The organism is Mesorhizobium sp. M7A.F.Ca.MR.245.00.0.0, from assembly GCF_003997415.1.
GTDB lineage: Bacteria > Pseudomonadota > Alphaproteobacteria > Rhizobiales > Rhizobiaceae > Mesorhizobium.
In genome coordinates this window covers 21,734-43,337 of the sequence record NZ_RZTE01000016.1, presented here as the reverse complement: position 1 = coordinate 43,337, position 21,604 = coordinate 21,734, and the positions used below count along the sequence as shown (strand labels likewise).

Here is a 21,604-nt window from a genome sequence, read left to right as displayed (position 1 = left end):
GCTGCACGGCAGCATTTATGAGTCAAGACTGTTTTACTTTCCGTTAATCAATTACGTTGCTGGCGTCAGGACATGAGCGGCCATGCCTAAAACTTGTCACTTTTTAGCCGATTCCTTGGGCATGATGGCAGCGCCTGTGCTGATTCTTTAAGCATATGATTTTGCTTGCATAAATCGTTTGCTTTGTGCTTATTTTTAGGCTTCGCTAATGGAAAGAATTTTCTGTTTGGAAAATTCGGCCGGGGATCGGCTAAAAGACCTGGCAAGGATATCTCAGCCGCGGTTCTCACTTCTTTACGACGATCTCGATAGGCGCTTTCGGTTGCAAAAATTCGCACTGCAAAAGGAAAGGCTTTACGGCATCGAGGTTTTTGGTGATGTTTGCTTCGCACATGCAGCATAAGTGTTCGCGCAAACCGCTTTCTTGGGAGATTGTGCGCTAAATGGCCTTGCCTGACGGCTCATACGAACGATTGCGCGCCGCCGGCTGTGCCGACGAGGTGGCCTACGTGCAGGCCTGCCTGCGATTGTATTTTGCCGGGCCGCACGCCGGCGCGGGCGACATTTCGATGCGTGATCTGGACGGTGCCAAAATTGCCGACATCGCCAGGCTGAACAAGGTCGCCACCTTTGTCCTCAAGGCCCTTTCGCGCGCACCCGCGCTTGAGAGGCCGCCTGAGCTTTTCCGATGGCTCGACACCTACCGCAGGAGAACGGTTTCGATGAACGCGTCCTGCATCATGGATTCCATGGCGGTCCATGATGTGCTGCGCGCCAGCGAGATCGATTTTGTTTTTCTGAAGGGTCCGTTCCAGCAGCAGCTTCTCTACGACGACCACTTCATGAAGCCGTCCGGCGATGTCGACATTCTGGTTTCGCCGCTCGGATTTTTCAGGGCGCGTGATGCGCTTCGCAAGATCGGTTATGAGGTATCAGGCAAGTCGAACTCCGTCTGGTGGGTCCGCTTCCTCGGCGAACAGCACATGACCCGGGACGACGGGCCGAGGTCGTCCACGGTAGATCTCCATTACCGCCTTCAGCAGCCCGGCTCGCCAAGCCCGCGCGACGCGGACGGGTTTCTGCGGCGCAAGCGACAGGTCGAAATCGCCGGTGCGACGGTGCCGTTCACCTCGGTGGCCGATACTTTGCTTTTGTCCTGCATCAGCGTCGCCAAGGCACTTTTCAACCGGGAACCCTGCGCGGGCTACGTCTGTGATATCGGTGCCAGCGCCGCCCGCCTCGACGAGGGGGATCAGCAGCGTTTGCTCGATGCCGCAACCGTGCAAGGTTTGGACGACACGCTGCTGCTTGGCCTGCGCGCCGCCGATGTGCTACTCGGCGGCGCTGGCACGCTGCTGTCGCAGCGCGCGACCAGGATCCTGTCGCGCATCGGCAATGAGGATCTGCTCAGCATGGTCATCGCGCCATGGCTGCCGTCGCTGCGGTGGCCACAGCGGCGAACGGTGCTGTGGGAACTGTGCGGCCGCGCGCCGGTCCGCTATCTGGCCGAAGCCGGCTGGGCGGCGTCCGCCGATATCAGCCGCCGCATCTTCGAGCGGCCGGGGAGTCGCTGAATGAAGGCAAATTGGGTGCTGATGGCAATTCTGTAGGGCATCGAAGGAGTACGGGGCGAGGGCAAATCGATATTACCTGTACGAGAGGCAAATCCATGTCGATGACGAAATCCGAGGTCTGCGTGATCATCGCGGCAAAAAACGCGGCAGCGACAATCGCCGTCGCCATCGCATCCGCGTTGCGCGAACCGGAAGTGGCGGAGGTCGTCGTTGTCGATGATGCCTCTACCGACGACACCGCCGATGTCGCACGATCCGCCGATGATGGCAGCGGGCGGCTCTCCGTGATGCGCCTCGATGTCAATCGCGGCCCCTCCTTTGCCCGCAACGCAGCCATCGCCGGCTCGAAATCGCCGTTCATCAGCATTCTTGATGCCGACGATTTTTTCCTCGAAGGCCGGTTTCGCAACCTGTTTGCCGGCGCCGATTGGGATTTCGCAGCCGACAACATCATGCTGATCAGGGATGATGCGACGGGCGACGCGACGAAAATCGTGGCGCCGCAATTTGCCGCCGATCCGGAATTCCTCGATTTCGAGCGCTTCGTCGAAGGCAACATCTCCAGGCGCCGCGTGCAGAGGGGCGAACTGGGCTTCTTGAAGCCGGTGATAAGCCGTGCCTTCCTCCACCGCCACGGGTTGAGCTACGACGAGAGCCTGCGGCTGGGCGAGGACTATGAACTCTACGCCCGCGCAGTCGCATGCGGGGCGCGGTTCAAGGTCATTCGCTCCTGCGGCTACGGCGCCGTCGTCCGCGCCGATTCTTTGAGCGGCCGCCACAAGACTCAGGACCTGAAGCGTTTGGCCGATGCGGATCTGGCGCTGCTGGCGATCGACAGTCTGCCGGAAGGCTCGAAGGCGGTGCTGCGGCGGCATGAACGGCACGTGCGCGACAAATATCGGCTGCGCAATTTCCTTGACGTCAAGGCTGAGCGGGGGCTGGCATCGGCCGCGGCTTACGCTTTCGCCAGCCTGTCCAACCTCGTCCCCATCGTCCAGGGCGTGGCTTCCGACAAGCTCGAGGCGCTGTTTCGTCGCGTCGGCCTTATGTCCAGCCAAAAGCCTGTGCCGCCGCGGCGCTTTCTGATGGCTGGAACCAGCATGGGCAAGGAACGCTGAGAGCGAGGCCCGAGGCCTGCGGTTTGTCCGCTCGCGACACGTCATCACGCAAACCATTTCGGCTGGATTTATGAGTTTACGAATTGGGTGGTTGCCTCGCGGCTCCGACGATGGCAGTCTATGTTGCGGTGCAGCATATTGGACGACCAGCCGAACTGGCCCCCGATCGGATTGGTCCGATGTCTCTCCTTCAGAGGAGCAGGACAATGCAAGGCGAGTTTTTGAGCCCCGGCTGCGGGGATCGGCCAGAAGCCCGGCCCACAAGCCGGCGATGACAGGAATCTGAGTTCATGGCCTCGATATTCGGTTTCAGATCAAGGGATCCGGCCCGCGACCGGCAGGCCGATGTTTCACGTCTTGATCGTCTGGCAAAGCTGTTCGAACAGATTGCGGCCGAGATCGAGGCCGAGAGAATCGGGCTTGAGAATCGCTACCGGACAACGTCGACCAACGCCGCCTTCCTGGTCGAAGCCATGGAAAACGGCTCAGCGTCCGACAAGCGGTCTTCGGAAGTCAGCGCACTGACACAGTCGATCCTGAATTGCGAACGCCGCATTGCAGCGCTGTCGCGCCAGGACGGCATGATGAAAGAGCTCCGTCATTCGCTGGATATGGTCTTCGACGAGGACGCCGATTCGGCCGCCTCGGCGGAATTCGCCTGGCCGGCAGGCGCCGACAGAGGTTGAAACGTGAAGGCTCGGAACTGTTGCAACAGATTTGATGCAAGGCGGGAAGCAATCGAGAGGGTCACAGGGAAGGTCAAGGTTGGCCCGTTCAGGAGCGGTTCGCACGTCGACTTTGGGTTGGGGACACACAGCGCAAAGGTGAGTTTGATATGAAGTCGAATCCGAAACCTACGACAGCAATTGACGCGCCGCCTCTCGCATATCGGACCGGACAAGCCGCCTGGCGACGGCTGGGGTCGCTCGGTGCGTTGCTGCTGGCTGCTCTCGGTGGTTTCCTGGCAACCCCTTCCTACGCCCAGGACATTCCGACATCGCCGTCCTTCGTCGATGATTTCAAAAGCTTCGATCGCGCGCGCTGGTATGTTTCCGACGGCTGGAACAACGGCAGCCATCAGAATTGCACCTGGTCGAAAGGCATGGTCGAACTGTCGAATAATGTGCTGTCGCTCGGCTTCGAAAAGCAGACGCTGAAGGATCGCGACTACGTCTGCGGCGAGATCCAGACCAAGCAGCGCTTCGGCTACGGCACCTATGAGGCACGGCTGAAGACCGATACCGGCTCCGGCCTTAACGCGGCGTTCTTCACCTATATCGGTCCCAGCGACAAGCAGCCCTGGGACGAGATCGACTTCGAGGTGCTGACCAAGGACACCTCCAAGGTGCAGGTCAATGCCTATATCGCGGGCAAGGGCAAGAACGAGAAGCTGGTCGACGTGCCTGGCGGCACGGAGAACGCCTTCAACGACTACGCCTTCGTCTGGCAGAAGGACAGCTTGCGATGGTACGTCAACGGCCAGTTGGTGAACACGATTACCGACCCGGCGAAGCTGCCCAGCCATGCACAGAAGATATTCTTCAGCTTTTGGGGCAGCGATACGATGAAGGGTTGGATGGGAGCGTTCGCGGATCCGGGCCGCAAGCTTTCCCTGCAGATCGAGCGGGTTGCCTTCACGGCGCTCGGCGAACCCTGTCAATTTCCGGAATCGCTGGCATGCAGTGTAAAGTAGTTGGGAAAGTCGATTTGAACCGGCGGGACCGAAAACGGTCCGCTGCCTTGCATGGGAATAAAACCGAATGAATTTGACGGTGTTTGGAATTGGCTATGTCGGCCTCGTGCAGGCTGCGGTCCTTGCCGAAGTCGGGCACCAGGTGGTGTGCGTCGACATCGACGCCGCCAAGGTCGAGCGGCTCAACCAGGGCCTGGTTCCCATTTTCGAGCCCGGTTTGGAAAACCTCGTTAAGGAAAACCATGCTGCCGGCCGCATCAAGTTCACCACCGATGCCGCCGCCGCTGTCAGGCATGGCGAGATCCAAATGATCGCGGTCGGCACGCCGCCGGGCGAGGACGGCTCGGCCGATCTCAAATATGTGCTGGCCGTCGCCGAGACCATCGGCCGCGAAATGGACAAACCCAAGATCGTCGTCGGCAAGTCTACGGTGCCGGTCGGCACCTGCGAAAAGGTGAAGGCCAGGATTGCCGACACGTTGAAGAAAAGAGGCCGCGAGGACCTGGCTTTCGATGTCGCTTCGAATCCCGAGTTCCTCAAGGAGGGGTCCGCGGTCGCCGATTGCATGAAGCCGGACCGCATCATCGTCGGCACCGACAGCGAGGACACCGAGGCTGTGATGCGCGAACTCTACGCGCCGTTCAACCGCAACCACGAGAAGATGATCGTGATGGACGTGCGAAGCGCCGAATTCACCAAATATGCCGCCAACTGCATGCTGGCGACCAAGATCAGCTTCATGAACGAGATGGCCAATTTGGCCGAACAACTCGGCGCCGACATCGAGGAGGTCCGCAAGGGCATCGGCAGCGATCCCCGCATCGGCTACCATTTCATCTATCCGGGTCTGGGTTATGGCGGTTCGTGCTTCCCCAAGGACGTGCGGGCGCTGATCAAGACCGCCGAAGGCGTCAAATTTGACGCCAAGCTGCTGCGTGCCGTCGAGGAGCGCAACAACGCACAGAAATCGGTTCTCTTCGACAAGGTGGACCGCTATTTCAAGGGCAATCTCAAAGGCAAGACCTTTGCGCTCTGGGGCCTGGCCTTCAAGCCCAACACCGACGACATGCGTGAGGCCCCGGCGCGCGTCCTGATGGAAGCGCTCTGGAAGGCCGGCGCCAATGTGCAGGCCTATGATCCCGAGGCGATGCAGGAATGCCAGGCCATCTACGGGCTGCGCGACGACCTGCTTCTGTGCGGCACCAAGGAGGCGGCGCTGCGCGGTGCCGATGCGCTGCTGATCGCCACGGAATGGAAGAGCTTTCGCGCGCCGTCCTTCGACGCGGTGAAGGATGCGCTGATTACGCCGGTCATCTTCGACGGCCGCAACCTCTATGACCCCAAGGTCATCGCCCGCCACGGCATCGAATATCACTCGATCGGCAGAATGGCGGCATGAGACCAGGCCCTGGCAGACGGAAATACCGGTCCGCACATGGCCTGCGGGCGCTGGGACTGAGCGCGTATTTCTGTGTGGAGTTGTAGCCGATGGTGCTGGACGTAAATCCGGAGAAAATCACCAAGGATCATTTCGATCTCGTAGCGATCGGTTCCGGCTTCGGTTCGGCCTTCTTCCTGCACGAGTTCGCCAAGCGCCGAAAGGCACGCATTCTGGTGCTGGAGTGGGGGCGCCACAACACCCATGAATGGCAGCTCGAGCAGAACGTCAACACCGACATCGAAGACGAAACGACCTATAAGACCAATTCCAACAAGCCGTGGAACTACACGATCGGACTGGGTGGCGGGACGAACTGCTGGTTCGCGCAGACGCCAAGATTCCATCCCAATGATTTCCGGCTGAAAAGCACCTACGGTATCGGCAATGACTGGCCGATCAGCTATGACGACGTCGAGCCGTTCTATTGCGACGCGGAAGACATCATGTCGATCTCCGGCGATCCCGACATGGCGGCGATGCTGCCCCGCTCGAAGCCGTTTCCGCAACCGCCGCATCGCATGTCGACACCGGACAGGATGATGAAGGCGGCGCAGCCCGGCCAGCACTTTGTCATGCCAACCGCGCGGGCGCGGCTGCCGACATCACAACGCACCTCGTGCTGTGCCAATCTGCGTTGCTGGCTGTGCCCGGTCGACGCCAAATTCACCGTCAACAACGGGTTGATGCACGTCTTCGAGCATCCCGACGTCTCGGTCTGCCTCGGTGCGGAAGTGCGCCGGCTCGATCACGTCGGCGGCGCTGTCCGTTCGGTCACGTTCAGCCATGACGGCAAGGAATACCAGGTCAGCGGCGATCTCTTCATTCTCGGCGCCAATGCCATCCAGAGCGCGGCGATCATGCTGCGATCCGGCCTGGGCGGCGAATTCGTCGGCAGCGGCCTGCATGAATCCTACGGCTGGAATTTCGAGGTCTATCTGGACGGCGTCGACAATTTCGATGGCAGCACCATCACCACCGGCCTGAATTTCGGCCTCTATGATGGTCCTCACCGATCGGAGCATGCGGCGGCACTGGTCTATTTCGAGAACCGCTGGCAACACGGACTGCGTGCCGAAAAAGGGCGGCTACGCCAGGCGCTGCCGCTTGTCGTGGTCACCGAGGACTTGCTAGATCCCGAGAACTTCGTCACGCTTGACGAGGATGAGAATGCCTTCGTCAGCTTCAAGGCGCCATCGGACTATGCGGTGAAGGGCATGGCGCGCGCTCTGGAGAAATTGCCTGGCCTTCTGGCGCCGCTGCCGATCGAAAAGCTCTTCGACCGCGGCATTCGGCCGAGCGAATCGCACGTCCAGGGCACGCTGAGGATGGGTACGGGCCCAGCCGATTCGGTCATCGACAGCGGCATGATCCACCACCAGCTCAGAAATCTGGTCGTCGTCGGCACAAGCACCTATCCGAGCTGCTCCTGCGCCAACCCGAGCCTGACCGCGGCAGCGCTGTCCTTGCGGGCGGCGAGCCGGATCGCGTGAAAGGAGGTATCGCATGATCGAGATTTCCAGACGCTCGGCCCTGGCCGTCATGGCTGGCGGAGTGGTTTCGACAGGGGTCGCCTACGCCGCCGTTTCCTCGTTCTCGGACGAGGATCTGGTGCGCGTCACGCTGGAAAAATACCTTGGCAAGTTGAACATCCGCATCGAGCATCTGCAGCAGTTCGTGCTGGCGTTCCGCAACAGGAATCCGTGGAACTTTCCAAGCGAAAAACTAAGCGACGCCGTCACGCTGGTGGAGGAACTCAAATTGGGCGCAGCACGCCGCCTGCTGCCCGAGCGAAAGCGGGAAGATCTGGTGCATTTCGACCGCTGGGTGGTCGCCGAATTCCATATGCTGACGGACTATGCCTGGCGCAGTTCGCCCAACGACCCGATCCGATTTACCGGCTGGCAATCGTGTACCAATCCCTTCGCCAATCTGGAGCCGCCGAAACTTGCCTGACGTCGAAAGCGAGGCGGCGGACTTTGCCTGTTGTCTCCGAGCAAGGAATACGAGATGCGACAAGGAGCCCGATCATGAAAGTTCTCTTTGCAGGCGGCAACGGCTACCCGCCCGAGTTCAGCGGCGGCGTTCAGTCGAGCACGCATCATCTGGCCGAACAGCTGATCGAGCACGGTCATGAAGCCGCTGTGCTCGCCGCCCTGTTCGGTGATGGTGTCTTCGGCTTCAAGGCGCGCGCCAAGATGAAGCTGCTGCGGCAGCCGGCGGTTGTCGACAGCTATCCCGGCTATCCGGTGGTGCGGGCCTGGTTTCCCTGGGAAGCAGCGGGCTATGCCGTCGAGAGGCTGAAGCCCGATGTCGCCGTGGTCCAGTGTCACAAATCGGTTCCGATCGGCAAGGCGCTGCAGGCGGAGGGCGTGCCTCTGGTCGTCTATCTCCGCAATGTCGAGTTCCATGAACTGGGCGGCGATCTGCGCGAATTGCATTCCGCGCTTTACATCGCCAATTCTGACTTCACCGCACGTACTTACAGACAGGAGTTCGGCATCGAGGCGGTGGTGATCCCGCCAACCATCAACCCGGCGCACTACTCGACGCCGACGACGGGCCAGTTCGTCACGCTGATCAACCCTTATGAGGAAAAGGGTTTCGAGCTCGCGGTGCGGATTGCCGGCGCCTGCCGCGAAATTCCATTCCTGTTCGTCGAAAGCTGGAAGCTCGACGACGATCATCGGGCGCGGATCGAACAGACGATCGCTCCCTTAGGCAATATCGTCCTGGAGAGCCGCACCAGCGACATGAAGACGGTCTACGGCCGCACGAAGATCCTGCTTGCTCCCAGCAAGTGGGAAGAGGCCTGGGGCCGCGTCGCGTCGGAGGCCCATTGCAGCGGAATCCCCGTTGTCGGCTCGCGGCGCGGCGGTCTGCCCGAAGCGATCGGCTCCGGTGGCGTGGTGCTGGATTATGATGCACCGCTGGCCGACTGGGTCGCGGCCGTCAGGCGGCTGTGGAACGACAACCAGGAATATGACCGGCTTTCCAGCCTCGCCCGCAGCTTCGCGGGGCGCCCGGAACTCGACCCCGATCGCCAGTTCATCACCTTCTTCTCGATACTGGACAGGGCCATGCAGCAACGCGCGCGGCAGGCGGCCTGACGGCGCCGCCTGAGCAGGTCAGGCCGGGCGTTTGACCCGGCTTTTCAGCGTCTCGTAGCCGCGGGCGCCAAGCAGCGCGCGGGCAATGGTCTTGGCGGCGCTTTTGCGGCCCTCTTGCGACTTGATCTGCCGCAGCCTTGCCGGCAGGTTCCTGGCCGCCTGGCCAAGTGCCGGCAGCGACAGCGTGTTGGGAAAGCTGACCATATGCGTTTCGACGCACAGCACCGGCTTGCCTGACAGTTCGGTGATCCTCAGCGCCTGTTCGTGCTCGCTCTCGATGAACAGGATGGCATCGGACTTGCGGTAGAAATCGGCCTTGAAACTGCCATGCGCGCCGAGCCGTTGCCGTTCCGCCTTGCTCGGCAGGTCGAGCATGATCAACTGGTCGTATTTGATCTCATGCTTGGCGAGCCATGCCTCGGTGAGCGCGCGGTATTTCTCCAGCCGGCTGGTGACCAGCCAGCCGATCCTGTGGGTCGCGACATGGAGCGGCCGCGCTTCGCTGAGGAATTTTTCATAGGCCGGGCCGTCGTCGTTTTCCGCCTCTGTCGGATCGAGGCACAGCACGCCGTCAATGTCGACGCAGCATTGCGCCAGGAATTTGTGATGCATGAAGTTCCACTGGAACATGCGCGGATGCGGCACGACTTCGAAGACGAGGTCGGTTTCCTGGTGCTGGGGCTCAAGGCCGAACACGGCGGCAAAGGTGAACTCCGCCTTGATGCCCGCAGCCTGGATGCGGGCGCGTGCGTCACGCATGGCGTTGCCGCCGGCGACGCTGTCGTCGATCACCAGCACCTTGCGCATCTCGGAAACCTTGCGGTCGAGAGCGGCACGGCGCTTGGTGACGCCAGACGTATAGATACGCCCTTCCAGGAAGCTGTCGAGATCGGTCATCGGGATGTTCGCGGCAAGGCTGACCAGCGTCGCTGCCAAAACGCCGCTTCTCGGCACACCGACCACCAGGTCGATGTCGCGCGGCAGCCGGTGCAGGCCCCTGACAATGGCGTCGTTCATATCGGAGATCGATCGGTAGTGCATGGTTCAGACCTGGTCCTGGAGGAGATGTCCGTAGCAGTCGAAGACGCCCAAATTATTGCGCTTCGCGCGCCGCCGCCGCAGGCAGCCTTGCCGGCAGCATCTTGAGGGCCTCGCGCAAGGCTTCGCGGCCGGAGGCGAATGCCAGTGCGATGACGATGGTGATGAGGTAGGCGAGCACGGCGCCGCTGGCCAGGGCGACGACATGCTGCTGCGGCAGCGCTGGCTTGATGAACCAGATGCCGGCCAGTGCCAGATGGGCGCCAAGCACGAACGGCGTTGCGGCGCGAAGTACATGGTGCGCCTGAAGCGGCCCGCTCTTGCCGACATAGAGCCACAGGAACGGCGTCCGCAGATATTCGCTGATCGCATAGGCGATCGCCACGCCCAGCGCGCCATAAGGCAGGCCGAGCATGAAGGCCAGCACCGACGTCACGGCCGTTATGATGCCCCAGCGCATGAAATCGCCGGAGCGGCCCTGGCTGACGAAAAGCCACCCCGCCGGATTGTTGAGCGGCTGCAGCAGCCCGGCAAAGCCGAGCGCCAGGAAAATCGAGGCGCTTGCGCGCCATTGCTCGCCGAGCACGAAGGGGATCAGCACATCCGACATCGCGGTGGCGAAGGCGACGCCGGGAAGCGCCACCAGCAGGATCAGCGGCATGACGCGCAGATAGGCGCTGCGGTAGCGATCCGGCTCATCCTTCAGCCTCGAAAGCGCCGGAACCATCACCTTCGACAGCGGGTTGGTGATCTGGCTCAGCGGAAACAGAAGCAGCTTGTAGGCGCGGTCATAGAGGCCGAGTTGCGCCTCGCCCCAATATTTGCCGATCAGCACATTGTCGAGGTTGCGGGCAAAGAAATTGGCGAAGTTGAAGCCGGTGATGCCGGCGCCGAAATTGATCAGCTCGCCGATGCCGGCGACCTTGCGCGGCAGGCCCGGACGCCAGCGCGAGCTCGCCCAATAGCAGAGCGTCGGCAGCACGGCACCGGTCAGCGTGCCGGCAAACAGGGCCCAATAGGAGCGATCGATAAAGGTCCAGGCGATCGACACCGCAAGCCCGGCAATGGCGCTGGCGACGTCGATGACGGCCAGCCGGCCGAACTGCATGCGGCGCGTCAAGAGCGCCAGATGCTGGGCGCCCAGCCCATAGGCCATGATCTGCAGCCCGAACGCAGCCACCAGGCCCGTCACGCGCGGCTCGCCGTAAAAGGCGGCAACCAGCGGCGCCGCACCCGCAAGCACGCAAGCCAGGATCGCGCTGACCGCGACGTTGATCCAGAAGAGGTAGTTCACCTCCTCATGCCGGATGCCCGACTTCTGGATCGTCGCCTGGGTCAGGCCGAAATCCTGGAACAGGGCGATAAAGGCAAGCACCGGCGCGCACATCGCCACGACGCCGAAATCCTGTGGCGACAACAACCGCGACAAGACGATAACGGACAGGATCTGTGTCGCGACCCGCACCGATTGCGCCATGGCCGTGACAACCGCGCCGCGCCCAACCGATTTGCGCAAGGAGCCTTCTGGCGGATCGAATGCATTGGCTTCCAAATTCAGGATTCCTGATTTTTTACGTTGATTTCCGAGCCCGAAAATCCACGACCGCCGCCGACCACAAACTACGGCAATAATTTTGCAGTGCAACAGAAAACGTGGACCGCCGCACCAAAAATGTTGCGATGCAGCAAGACCTGTACTAGCATTCCCTCGGGTGGGCCAACAGCGGTCGAGTTTTTATGCTGCATGTCTTGTACCTTGTGCACGACGTTTCCGACCCGGCGGTGCGCCGGCGGATCACGATGCTCAGGGCAGGTGGGGCCCAGGTCACTTTGGCCGGCTTCCGTCGCACCGCGAATCCGATTGCGGATATCGAGGGACTGCGGCCGATCGACCTCGGCGCGACGCGTGACGGGCGATTCGGCCAACGCCTCGCGGCCGTCGCCAAAGCAGCCGTTTCGATAGGCTCGAAGCTTGGCGGTATGCCAAAACCGGATCTCATCATCGCGCGCAACCTGGAAATGCTGGCGCTTGCCCGCCGCGCCAGGTCAGCCTTCGGTGCATCGGTTCCGATCGTATACGAGTGCCTCGACATTCATCGGCTTGTGCTGCGCAACGATGTCCTGGGCAAGGCGCTGCGCGCCACCGAGCGCTTTCTGGCCAGGGATGTGAAGCTGCTGGTGACCAGTTCTCCTGCCTTTATCGCCAATTATTTCAAGCCGTTCGGCCAGGTTGCGGCACCCATCGAGCTGGTCGAAAACAAATATTTCGAGGCCGCGACGATCTTGCCCGGCGCTCTGGAGACTGAAGAGAGCCCGGTCGGTCCGCCATGGCGGATCGGCTGGTTCGGTGCGCTGCGCTGCCGACGCTCACTCGAGCTGCTGGCCGATTTCTCCCGCCGCATGGAGGGCCGCTTCGAGATCGTGCTGCGCGGACGTCCGGCTTTGTCGGAATTCCCTGACTTTCACGGCTTTGTCGAAGCCGAGCCGTGGCTGTCGTTTCTCGGGCCCTACCGCAATCCGGAAGACATGGCGGCGATCTACAACGATGTCCATTTTTCGTGGGCGATCGATTTCTTCGAGGCGGGGCAGAACTCCGAATGGCTTCTGCCCAACCGGCTCTATGAAGGCTGCCGTTTCGGAGCGGTGCCGATCTCGATGGGCAACACCGAGACCGGGCGGTTCCTCAAACAGCAGGATATCGGCGTGCTGTTGCCGCAGGCATCGCCCGAAGGGCTCGAAGCCGTGCTCGGCAAGATGGAAGAGCATCGCTTCGCCAGGCTGAAGGAGCGCGTTCTGGCCCGCAATCCGAGGACCTGGAGCTACGATCGCAGCGATTGCCGGGCGCTTGTCGAGCGGCTGCGCAGCCTGACGGCCGTGCCCGGCTCCTTTGCCGCCGAGGCATTGGCATAGGATGGCTAAGGATGGACAGAGGCAAGATGGACAGAGGTTGATGACGCAGACGGACAAACCCTCATCCAGCCTGATCGTCATTCCGTGCCTGAATGAAGCCGCCCATATCGGTGCGCTGCTCGATCAATTGCGGCCCGCGGCCGCCCGGCTTGGCGCCCGGATCATCGTCGCCGACGGCGGCAGCACCGACGGCACGCTTTCCATCGTCGAGGATGTGATTGCCAAGGACCCGCGGGTTATCCTGCTCCACAACAGGCGGCGCATCCAGAGCGCGGCGATCAATCTCGCCGTCGGTACCTTCGGCGATGGTGCCGACTATCTCATCCGCATCGATGCGCATGGCGGTTATCCCGACGATTATTGCGACCGGCTGGTCGAGGAAGCCTTGGCCACGGGCGCGGATTCGGTTGTCGTTTCGATGCTGACCAGCGGCAGCGGTGCCGTGCAGAAGGCGGCCGCCGCGGCGCAGAACTCCAAGCTCGGCACCGGCGGCTCGAAGCACCGGCATCTTTCGCAGGGACAGTGGATCGATCACGGCCATCATGCACTGATGCGGATATCGGCGTTCGGCGCCGTCGGCGGCTACGACGAAGCGTTCAGCCATAACGAGGACGCCGAACTCGATTATCGCCTGCGCAAGGCCGGCTACAAGATCTGGATGAGTGGCAAGACGCAGATGGTCTACTATCCGCGCGCCTCGCTCTCAGGCCTCTATTTCCAGTATCTCGGCTACGGTCGCGGGCGTGCCAAGAATGTGCTGAAGCACCGCGTCATCCCAAAGATCCGGCAGATGGTGCCGCTGGCGGTCTTCCCAGTGGTTCTTCTTGCGGCCTTCTCCTTCGTGCATTGGATTGCGGCAGTGCCTTTGTTGCTGTGGGTGTCGGTGTGCCTGGGCTACGGACTGGTGACGGCTATCCGCCAGGGCAAGGCTGACGTTGCGCTGGCCGGTGTCTCGGCCATGGTCATGCATCTTGGCTGGTCGGTTGGCTTCTGGCTGCAGCTTCTCGGCCTCGGCTCGCGACGCGGAGTGGCCTGATGGCGGTGTCGGCAAAGAACCGCAGCATCGACATCGGCGTCTGCACGTTCCGCCGGCCGGAGCTGGCTGACACGCTGCGCTCGCTCGACGCCATGGAGATGCCGGCGGGATTCGATATCCGCATTATCGTCGCCGACAATGACGATACCCCGACGGCCCGTGACCTGGTGGCGGCGCTGTCGCGGGAATTGACGGTGCCGATCCACTATCGGCATGCCCCGGCGCGCAACATCTCGATCGCCCGCAATGCCTGCCTCGATGCGAGCACAGCGGATTTCGTCGCCTTCATTGATGACGACGAAACGGCCACGCCTCAATGGCTCGCCGAATTGGTCGCGATGGCGCAGCAAAGCGGTGTCGCCGTCGTGCTCGGCCCGGTCAGGGCGCGGTATCGCCCGGATGCGCCGGACTGGATGCGGCGCGGCGATTTCCATTCGACCTTGCCCGTCTGGGTACGCGGCGAGATCCGCACCGGCTACACCTGCAATGTTCTGCTGCGGATGGGCTCGGACAGCCTGCGCGGCCGCCGCTTCAGCCTGGCGCGTGGCCAGACCGGCGGCGAGGACACCGAATTCTTCGACCAGATGCACAAGGCCGGCGGCCGCATCGCCTTCGCGCCCGAGGCGTGGGTCGACGAGGTGGTGCCGCGCTCAAGGGCGGCATTCGAATGGCTCGGCCGCCGCCGCTTTCGCGTCGGCCAGACGCATGGCCATCTCCTGGGCAGTAGCGCCAGCAGCATCGGCCTGGTCAAGCAGGTCGGCCTGGCCTCGGCAAAGGCCATCTATTGCTTCGCCTCGGCACTTCCGGTCGTCGTCAGTCCAGTCCGCAGGAACCGCAGCGTGCTGCGCGGCATTATGCATGTTGGTGTCGTCAGCGGCCTCGTCGGCATCCGCGAAATTCGCCTCTATGGCCAGCCGTCGCCACAGGAGGGAGGCAAGCGTGCAGCCTGACGTCAGCTCTGTCCCGGATGTTTCCTTCGTTATTGCCGCCTACAACGCCGAGGCGACCCTTGATCGGGCGATTGCCAGCGCCATCGCCCAGAAGGGTGTCAGCGTCGAAATCATCGTCGTCGACGACAAGTCGCGCGATGCGACGCTCGACGTGGCGCGGGCCTACCCCGGGGATATCGTCCGTGTCGTCGCCCTGGCCAACAACCGCGGCCCCGGCGGCGCCAGGAATGCCGGCCTCGACGCCGCCCGAGGCAGATGGATCGCGGTTCTCGATTCCGACGACGCGGTCTTTCCCGGCCGGCTCGCGGCCATGATCGCTCGTGCCGAAAGCGCGGACGCCCAGATCGCCGTCGACAATCTGCAGGTCGTTCGCGAGGATGGCGTCATCGAGGACGCGATGTTTCCGCGGCAGTATCTGGAAGGCTTGCGCGAGATTTCGCTGGCCACCTACATCGCCGGCAACGTCGTCTTCGAATCCAAGTTCAACCTCGGCTATCTCAAGCCGATCTTCCAGCGCGAGTTCCTGAACGAAAACCGGCTTCGCTACGACGAAAAGCTGAGGATCGGCGAAGACTACATCCTGTTTGCCGGCGCCCTGGCCAAGGGCGGAAAATGCGTCGTCGAGCCCGATATCGGCTATGCCTATCATATCCGCAGCGGCTCCATCTCGCGCGTGCTCGAGCTTCACCACGTCGAAGCGATGCGCAGGGCGGATGCCGTGTTCGCTCAAACCCATCGGATGGATGAGGCCGCGCAGGCCGCGTTTGCACGGCGCGGCCGCAGCCTGCGCAAGGCGGCATCGTTTCTGTCACTGGTACAGCACATCAAGGCGCGGTCCCCGCTCAAGGCGATCCGGACTGCGCTCAGCGACCCGGCGGCGGTCAGGCATATGGGCATGCCGATCGCCGTGCGGTTGCGAAGAATGGCGGCACAATTTGCCGTTGGGGCGGGGAGGTGAAGATGCAGGCACATGGAGGGATTTTTCGTGGCCTGTGAATGGACTGAAGTCGATCTCCTCAGAAGGAATTTGCGATGAAGAAAATCAGGAAGGCCGTGATACCGGTGGCGGGGCTTGGAACAAGATTCCTGCCGGCGACCAAGTCGATGCCAAAGGAAATGCTTCCCGTGGTCGACAGGCCTGTCGTGCAATATGCGGTGGACGAGGCCTTCGAGGCGGGCATCGAGCACATCGTCTTCGTGACTGGCCGCAACAAGGCGGTGATCGAGGACTATTTCGACCTGCATCCGGAATTGATCGGCACCCTGGAGCAGACCGGCAAGAAGACCCAGTTGGAGGCGCTCGAAAGCATGCTGCCTGTGGCCGGTGCCACCAGCTTCATCCGCCAGCAATCGCCGCAAGGCCTCGGCCATGCCGTCTGGTGCGCGCGCGAGGTTATCGGCAACGAGCCCTTCGCCTTGCTGCTGCCGGACATGGTGTCCTTCGGAGGGCGCGGATGCCTCGCCGAAACCGTCGATCTTTATGAGCGCACGGGCGGCAACGTGATCGCCGTCGAGCGTTGCGAACCGAGCGAGACCAACAAATACGGCATCGTTGGCCGTGGCGCCGAGATCGGTGGCGGTTTCGAGGTGACGGCCATGGTCGAGAAGCCGGCGCCGGCCAATGCGCCGTCGAATTTCTACATCAATGGCCGCTACATCCTGCAGCCCGAGATTTTCGCGCTTCTGGGCAATCAGCAGCGCGGCGCCGGCAACGAGATTCAATTGACGGACGCCATGGTTCGTCTGTCGAAGGATCAGTCGTTCTTCGCCCAGCCTTTCAAGGGGCGCATGTTCGACTGCGGTTCCAAGGAAGGGTTCATCCAGGCCAACATCGCCTTCGCGCTGGCGCGCGACGACATGAAGGGTCCGGTTTTCGAGATGCTTCAGGAGTTCGTCCGGTCGCATGAACGCCAGGAAGAAGCCGCATAATGTCCATCTTTCGGGAGCATGGTCAGATGGCCGGCGAAGAGGGGCCGGCAGGTTCTCGCCGTCTGGCACGACGCTTGCTTCGCTTCTGGCGATGCTCCCGATCTTCGAGGCGCCTGCAAGCCAAGGCATGATCCCGGAAAGTGGGTCCCGGTTTCCGGAAAAGATCATGTTGAAACAGTGAGATAGAGCCCATTGCGATGGACCGGCTCTAGAATTGGACCGAAGATGAATTATGCCAACTTTCCTCTCGACAAGAGGATGCCATTGCCGAATTCGGACGCAGGAGACGGCGAAGACTTCATCGATATCGAGCGGCTGCTTGGCATGGCCGCACGGCAGGCCAAGGTGGTTGCCGTGTGTGCCGTCATCGGTCTCTTCCTGGGCTTGCTCTATTTGCAGACGACGCCGCCTAAATATCAGTCGGTCGCCAGCGTGCTGATCGATGAGGGCTTGAACAAAATCGTCGACGACATTTCGGCGACGTCGACAACCATGCAGACCGATTCGGCGATCCTGAGCCAGATCGAGATCCTGACCTCGACGCGGCTTGCCGCCGTGGTCGTCGACAAGCTGAAGCTCGACCAGAACGACACATTCATGAATCCGCCCCAGTCGGCGCTTGCCCAAGGCATAGGCCTCATCCGCGGCCTGATCCAGTATGTCCGCCCCAGCTCTTCCATGCCGGGTGGCACTGACTTCAGCAAGCTCGACCCGGCCGCCCGCGATGCGCTGATCGCCACGTCGCGCCGCGACTACGCGATCCTCAAGCTGCAGAGCGAGGTGCGGGCAACGCGCATCGGGCGAAGCTACGTCATCGCGCTCGGCTATCAGGCGACGGACCCGGCCTTGGCAAACGCCATCACCAAGGCCTACGCCGATGCCTATCTCGCCGATCAGCTCGATGCCAGCTTCGATGCCACCGAGCGGGCTGCGGTCTGGCTGCAGGGCCGGTTGACGGAGCTGCGCCAGAGTTCGCAGGCAGCTTCGCTTGCCGTTGAGAAATTCAGGGCCGAACATGGGCTGGCCGCCAACAGCGACGGCCAGCTGATGAGCGACAAGCAGCTTTCCGACCTCAACGCCCAGCTTATCGTGGCGCAGGCCGACACCGCGCGCGCCAGCGCCCGCTACCAGCAGTACAAAGCCATTGTCGACAGCGGCTCCGAAAACGCCTTCAAGGATGCCGCCATATCGAGCGACCAGCCGAGCAGCTCGGTCATATCGGCGCTCAAGACCCGCTATCTCACGGTGGCCAAGCGTCTGCAGGACGTCGAGGCGAATTTCGGCCCCGAGCACCCGCAGGCGGTGGCTCTCTCCAAGGAGAAGGCCGACATATCGACGCAGATTTTCGGCGAGTTGAAGCAGCTGACCGAAAGCTATCGCAACGAATATGAGGTGGCGCAGGCACGCGAAACCGCGCTCAGGGCCAACGTCGCGGCCGCACAGGGCAAGAGTTCCGTCGACAACCAGACGCAAGTCAAGCTGCGTGAACTCGATCAGCAGGCGACGGCGCTCACCACGCTCTATCAGACATTCCTCGGCCGCTATGAGGAAGCCGCGCAGCAGCAATCCTTCCCTGTCGGCAAGATCCGCATCATCTCCGACGCGTCGATGCCGATGGCGGCCTCGAGCCCGCGCACAATCGTCGTGCTCGGACTTTCGCTGGTGCTTGGCCTGCTGATGGGCGCCGGCTTTGGTGGCCTGAACGAGTTCAACGAACGCTTCTTCAGGACCGGCGAGGACGTGCGCGACCGCGTCAACCTGAAATTCCTCGGCTATCTCCCCACGATCGGCGGCAAGCTCGGCAAGGAAGAAAAGCCGGGCGAGACCCAGGTAGACGCCAAGACCACCCAATCGCTGTCGGCGGCCGAAAGGCGGGCGCGCATGCGGGTCAGCATCGATTCTCCAGCCTCGATGTTCTCCGAAACGCTGCGCAGCGCCAAGATCGCCTTCGACGTCGTGATGGAAGGGCAAGGCAGCCGCGTCATCGGCGTCATCTCGGTGCTTCCCGGCGAAGGCAAGTCGACGGTCGCGGCAAATCTCGCCGGCTTGCTCGCCGCCAATGGCTCCAAGACGCTGCTGATCGACGGCGACTTGCGCAATCCCGGCCTCAGCCGGGGCCTTGGCATGGAAACCGAGCAGGGCTTGATGGAAGCGGTGGTCAGTGGCCAGACCTGGCAGTCCGTCGGCAAGATCGACAGGCAGACGAAGCTGGCGATCATCCCGGCGGTGCTGCGCGGTCATTTCTCGCATACCAGCGAACTTCTCTCCTCGGCCGGCATGCGACGCTTCATCGAGAACGCCAAGGAGACATTCGAATACATCGTCGTCGATCTGCCGCCGCTCGGACCGGTGGTCGACGCCAAGGCCTTCGCGCCGTTGGTCGACGGTTTTGTACTGGTCACCGAGTGGGGGCGCACCCCGCGCGCGATGGTCAGGTCGATGCTGGAATCCGAACCCTATGTCGCCAACAAGATCATCGGCGCGGTGCTGAACAAGGTCGATTTGAAGAAACTGGCCAAATACGGATCGTTCGGCGGGTCGGAAAAATTCTTTGATAAATATTCGAGCTACTATCTGGAAAAGTCAGAAGTGCGCGGCAAGGCGCCGGTGTGACGTCGACCGTTGCGCGAGTGGACCCTCTCTGAGGTGTATCGATCTTCAGGTCAGCACACTTGGATATCGATGCGCGTCAGGAGAAGATCAGCCTGCCTTGCTTGTCGGCGATCCTGACGGCGGTCAGGCGTCCGCTCTGGAAGGCGGCTGTGTCGATGCCGAGCCGGCGCCCTTCGAGCTTCGGGACGTCCACCGGAGTATGCCCGTGCACCACCCAGCGGTCGAGCAGGTGCGTTGCCTCGAAGAAGTCCGAACGGATGTTGGCCAGGTCGTGGTCGGTTTGCGCCGCAAGGTCGACGCCGGGCCTGATGCCGGCGTGGACGAACACGAACTTCCGCGAACGGACCATGATCGGCAGCCCGCGCAGGAAGCTGACGTGATCGTCTGGAATGATCTCCCTTATGCGCCGGTCGATCTGCGCGCTGCTCCCGTAGAGGCTGGCGAGGCGCGCCGGATCGATGCCATAGGAAAACAGGGTTTGCAGGCCGCCCGTCGCCAGCCAGGGTTCGCGGGACAGATTTCCGTCGAGATAGTTCAGCATCGCCACTTCGTGGTTGCCGGCAAGACAAATGCGCTGGAACCCTTTCGGCGGCGGCGCCAGGAGGTGATCCAGCACCCGGGCCGACTGAAGCCCCCGGTCGATGTAGTCGCCAAGCATGACGATGATCTTGCGGCTCTGGAAGCGCAGCGAATCGAGCAGGATCTTCTGCTCCAGGGCACGGAGTTCCTTGTAGCAGCCATGCACGTCACCGATCGCATAGACGACGGCGTCCTGCATGTCGATATCGAGGCGCGGACGCGCGACGATGCGGGGTTTTCGCTGGAACAGGGTCACGTGCAGGGCGTCTCGAGGCAAGCTCTCATACGGAAGGCATAAGTGCCTGTTATCATGCCCGAAACGGAGAATTCCGCAATCGTGGAAAATGCAGCCCCGCCGGGTCGGGACCGCAAATGCATGTTGCTCAGAAATGAGCTCGGTTTTGGGAGAACGATCTGTGGAAACAAAGGCCTGAAGCGGGCCTGAATCCGCTCAGGCGCGACATGCTTTAGGTCGGCAGCCGGCCCGGTCTGCCGGATCGTCGTCAGGCTGCCTTGAGCCGATAGCGGAAAACGGTGTGGTCGAGCAGCAGCCGGATGCGTGGTTCGGCCTCGATCGCCACCAGCCAGCTTGCCGCGATCATCGTCGCGCCGACGACCGCCATCGAGAACAGATGTGGCAGACCGGCGCGAACCAGGATGCCGAGCAGGGCCGCGCCGACGACATCGTGCAGCAGGTAGAGCGGGTAGGTCATCAGCCCGATCCGGCGCCAGCCGCTCCAGGAGAGGTCGAGCCGCAGAGACCATGCCATCAGCGCGATGCCAATGAGGAAGATGAGGATCGGCGGCGCGAACGGCATATCCCGCCCGACCTTCAGGATATGAACGTCGACCGAACTGGCGATCTGCAGCACACCACCGGCCAGGAACAGGGCGCAGAAGGCAAGTCGGGCGCCTGTCACCGCCTTGAAGCGCATCAGCCACAGCATGACGCCGGTGGCGAAGAAAACGCCGTGATGCACCAGCAGCAGGTCGAGTGTGCGTGTTTCGGCAAGATCGGCCCAGCCGAGCGGGTAGTAGAGGCACCAGAACAACGTGCTGACCAAGCCGATGGCGACGGCCACAATCTCCATCAGATGGAAGCGGCCAAAGCTGAGCAGGATCCAGACGATGGCATAGAAGGCGATCTCGATGCCCAGCGTCCAGTAGACGCTGTCCACCCATGGCGCGTACGGAACGAACAGGCCGGTGCGTAGGAGCCTGATGACGGCATCGGTCGGCCAACTGAGCCCGACAAGCAGCAGCACCACCGCGGTGACCGGTGCGCAGATCCAGACCGCCGGCGCCAGCCGTTTCACCCTTGCTTCGAAAAACTGCAGGGGTGTCGACCTTTCGGCGCTGAAGGCGATGACGAAACCGCTGATGACGAAGAAGATCTGGACGCCGACCCAGCCGGATTCGACCCAGGCGCCTATTGCCGGCTGCGGGGGAACGCCGCCCGTCGCGCGCGCCGAAACACCGTCCGGATACGCCCACACCCAGAAGCCATAGTGGTAGACCATGACCATGACGGCGGCGAGAAAGCGCAGGATGTCGACGCCGCCAAATGTAATCTTCTGCTGAGCCATGCGACCTTTGTCGATGTCCCCCCGCGAACG

At 62.1% G+C, this 21,604-nt stretch carries 18 protein-coding genes; 14 read left to right on the top strand and 4 right to left on the bottom strand.

The features are described 5' to 3' along the window. Positions 1-443: 443 nt before the first annotated feature. The 8 genes from EOB80_RS17765 to EOB80_RS17730 all read left to right on the top strand — a co-directional run bounded on the left by EOB80_RS17765 (position 444) and on the right by EOB80_RS17730 (position 8,933). A complete protein-coding gene (locus EOB80_RS17765) occupies positions 444-1,574 on the top strand; it encodes a nucleotidyltransferase family protein (RefSeq protein WP_127328804.1) in 1,131 nt (376 codons plus the stop codon). Positions 1,575-1,669: 95 nt separating this feature from the next. Beyond that, entirely contained in the window at positions 1,670-2,692 is a 1,023-nt protein-coding gene (locus EOB80_RS17760; protein WP_127328803.1) for a glycosyltransferase, read from the top strand. Positions 2,693-2,982: 290 nt separating this feature from the next. Beyond that, positions 2,983-3,378, top strand: a complete 396-nt coding sequence (locus EOB80_RS17755) for a hypothetical protein (protein ID WP_127328802.1) — start codon at positions 2,983-2,985, stop codon at positions 3,376-3,378. A gap of 149 nt (positions 3,379-3,527) precedes the next feature. After that, positions 3,528-4,385: a family 16 glycosylhydrolase gene (locus EOB80_RS17750; protein WP_127328801.1), complete on the top strand. Its 858-nt coding sequence runs from the start codon at positions 3,528-3,530 to the stop codon at positions 4,383-4,385. Between the two features lie 67 nt (positions 4,386-4,452). Continuing rightward, positions 4,453-5,784, top strand: a complete 1,332-nt coding sequence (locus EOB80_RS17745) for a UDP-glucose/GDP-mannose dehydrogenase family protein (protein WP_127267657.1) — start codon at positions 4,453-4,455, stop codon at positions 5,782-5,784. An 89-nt stretch (positions 5,785-5,873) separates the two neighbouring features. Further along, complete coding sequence (locus EOB80_RS17740; protein ID WP_127328800.1) at positions 5,874-7,316, top strand: GMC family oxidoreductase; 1,443 nt, start codon at positions 5,874-5,876, stop codon at positions 7,314-7,316. 13 nt (positions 7,317-7,329) lie between these two features. After that, entirely contained in the window at positions 7,330-7,779 is a 450-nt protein-coding gene (locus tag EOB80_RS17735) for a hypothetical protein (protein WP_127267655.1), read from the top strand. A 74-nt stretch (positions 7,780-7,853) separates the two neighbouring features. Beyond that, positions 7,854-8,933: a glycosyltransferase gene (locus tag EOB80_RS17730; protein WP_127328799.1), complete on the top strand. Its 1,080-nt coding sequence runs from the start codon at positions 7,854-7,856 to the stop codon at positions 8,931-8,933. An 18-nt stretch (positions 8,934-8,951) separates the two neighbouring features. Here EOB80_RS17730 and EOB80_RS17725 read toward each other — a convergent pair whose 3' ends face one another. Together EOB80_RS17725 and EOB80_RS17720 are read right to left on the bottom strand one after the other, a co-directional pair. Then, entirely contained in the window at positions 8,952-9,974 is a 1,023-nt protein-coding gene (locus EOB80_RS17725; RefSeq protein ID WP_127267653.1) for a phosphoribosyltransferase family protein, read from the bottom strand. Between the two features lie 52 nt (positions 9,975-10,026). Next, positions 10,027-11,523 carry a lipopolysaccharide biosynthesis protein gene (locus tag EOB80_RS17720; RefSeq protein ID WP_127267652.1) on the bottom strand — a complete coding sequence of 499 codons (1,497 nt, stop codon included), beginning with the start codon at positions 11,521-11,523 and terminating at the stop codon, positions 10,027-10,029. A 185-nt stretch (positions 11,524-11,708) separates the two neighbouring features. Here EOB80_RS17720 and EOB80_RS17715 point away from each other — a divergent pair, with 185 nt between their 5' ends. The 6 genes from EOB80_RS17715 to EOB80_RS17690 all read left to right on the top strand — a co-directional run bounded on the left by EOB80_RS17715 (position 11,709) and on the right by EOB80_RS17690 (position 19,409). Beyond that, positions 11,709-12,881 (top strand): glycosyltransferase, encoded by a 1,173-nt coding sequence (locus EOB80_RS17715; protein ID WP_127328798.1) that lies wholly within the window; start codon positions 11,709-11,711, stop codon positions 12,879-12,881. 40 nt (positions 12,882-12,921) lie between these two features. Then, on the top strand, positions 12,922-13,917 hold the full coding sequence (locus tag EOB80_RS17710) for a glycosyltransferase family 2 protein (RefSeq protein WP_127328797.1): 996 nt from the start codon (positions 12,922-12,924) through the stop codon (positions 13,915-13,917). Continuing rightward, positions 13,917-14,867: a glycosyltransferase family 2 protein gene (locus tag EOB80_RS17705; protein ID WP_127328796.1), complete on the top strand. Its 951-nt coding sequence runs from the start codon at positions 13,917-13,919 to the stop codon at positions 14,865-14,867. Before EOB80_RS17710 ends, EOB80_RS17705 begins: the two co-directional genes overlap by 1 nt. Next, complete coding sequence (locus EOB80_RS17700) at positions 14,857-15,825, top strand: glycosyltransferase family 2 protein (protein WP_127328795.1); 969 nt, start codon at positions 14,857-14,859, stop codon at positions 15,823-15,825. Before EOB80_RS17705 ends, EOB80_RS17700 begins: the two co-directional genes overlap by 11 nt. A 74-nt stretch (positions 15,826-15,899) precedes the next feature. Next, positions 15,900-16,796 carry a UTP--glucose-1-phosphate uridylyltransferase gene (locus EOB80_RS17695; protein WP_127328794.1) on the top strand — a complete coding sequence of 299 codons (897 nt, stop codon included), beginning with the start codon at positions 15,900-15,902 and terminating at the stop codon, positions 16,794-16,796. A 225-nt stretch (positions 16,797-17,021) separates the two neighbouring features. Further along, positions 17,022-19,409, top strand: coding sequence for a polysaccharide biosynthesis tyrosine autokinase (locus EOB80_RS17690; protein ID WP_127328793.1), 2,388 nt, complete (start codon positions 17,022-17,024; stop codon positions 19,407-19,409). A 76-nt stretch (positions 19,410-19,485) separates the two neighbouring features. Here the strand turns inward: EOB80_RS17690 and EOB80_RS17685 are convergent, their stop codons facing one another. After that, positions 19,486-20,244, bottom strand: coding sequence for a metallophosphoesterase family protein (locus tag EOB80_RS17685; protein ID WP_127328792.1), 759 nt, complete (start codon positions 20,242-20,244; stop codon positions 19,486-19,488). A 247-nt stretch (positions 20,245-20,491) separates the two neighbouring features. Then, positions 20,492-21,574 (bottom strand): acyltransferase, encoded by a 1,083-nt coding sequence (locus EOB80_RS17680; protein WP_127328791.1) that lies wholly within the window; start codon positions 21,572-21,574, stop codon positions 20,492-20,494. Positions 21,575-21,604 lie beyond the last annotated feature (30 nt).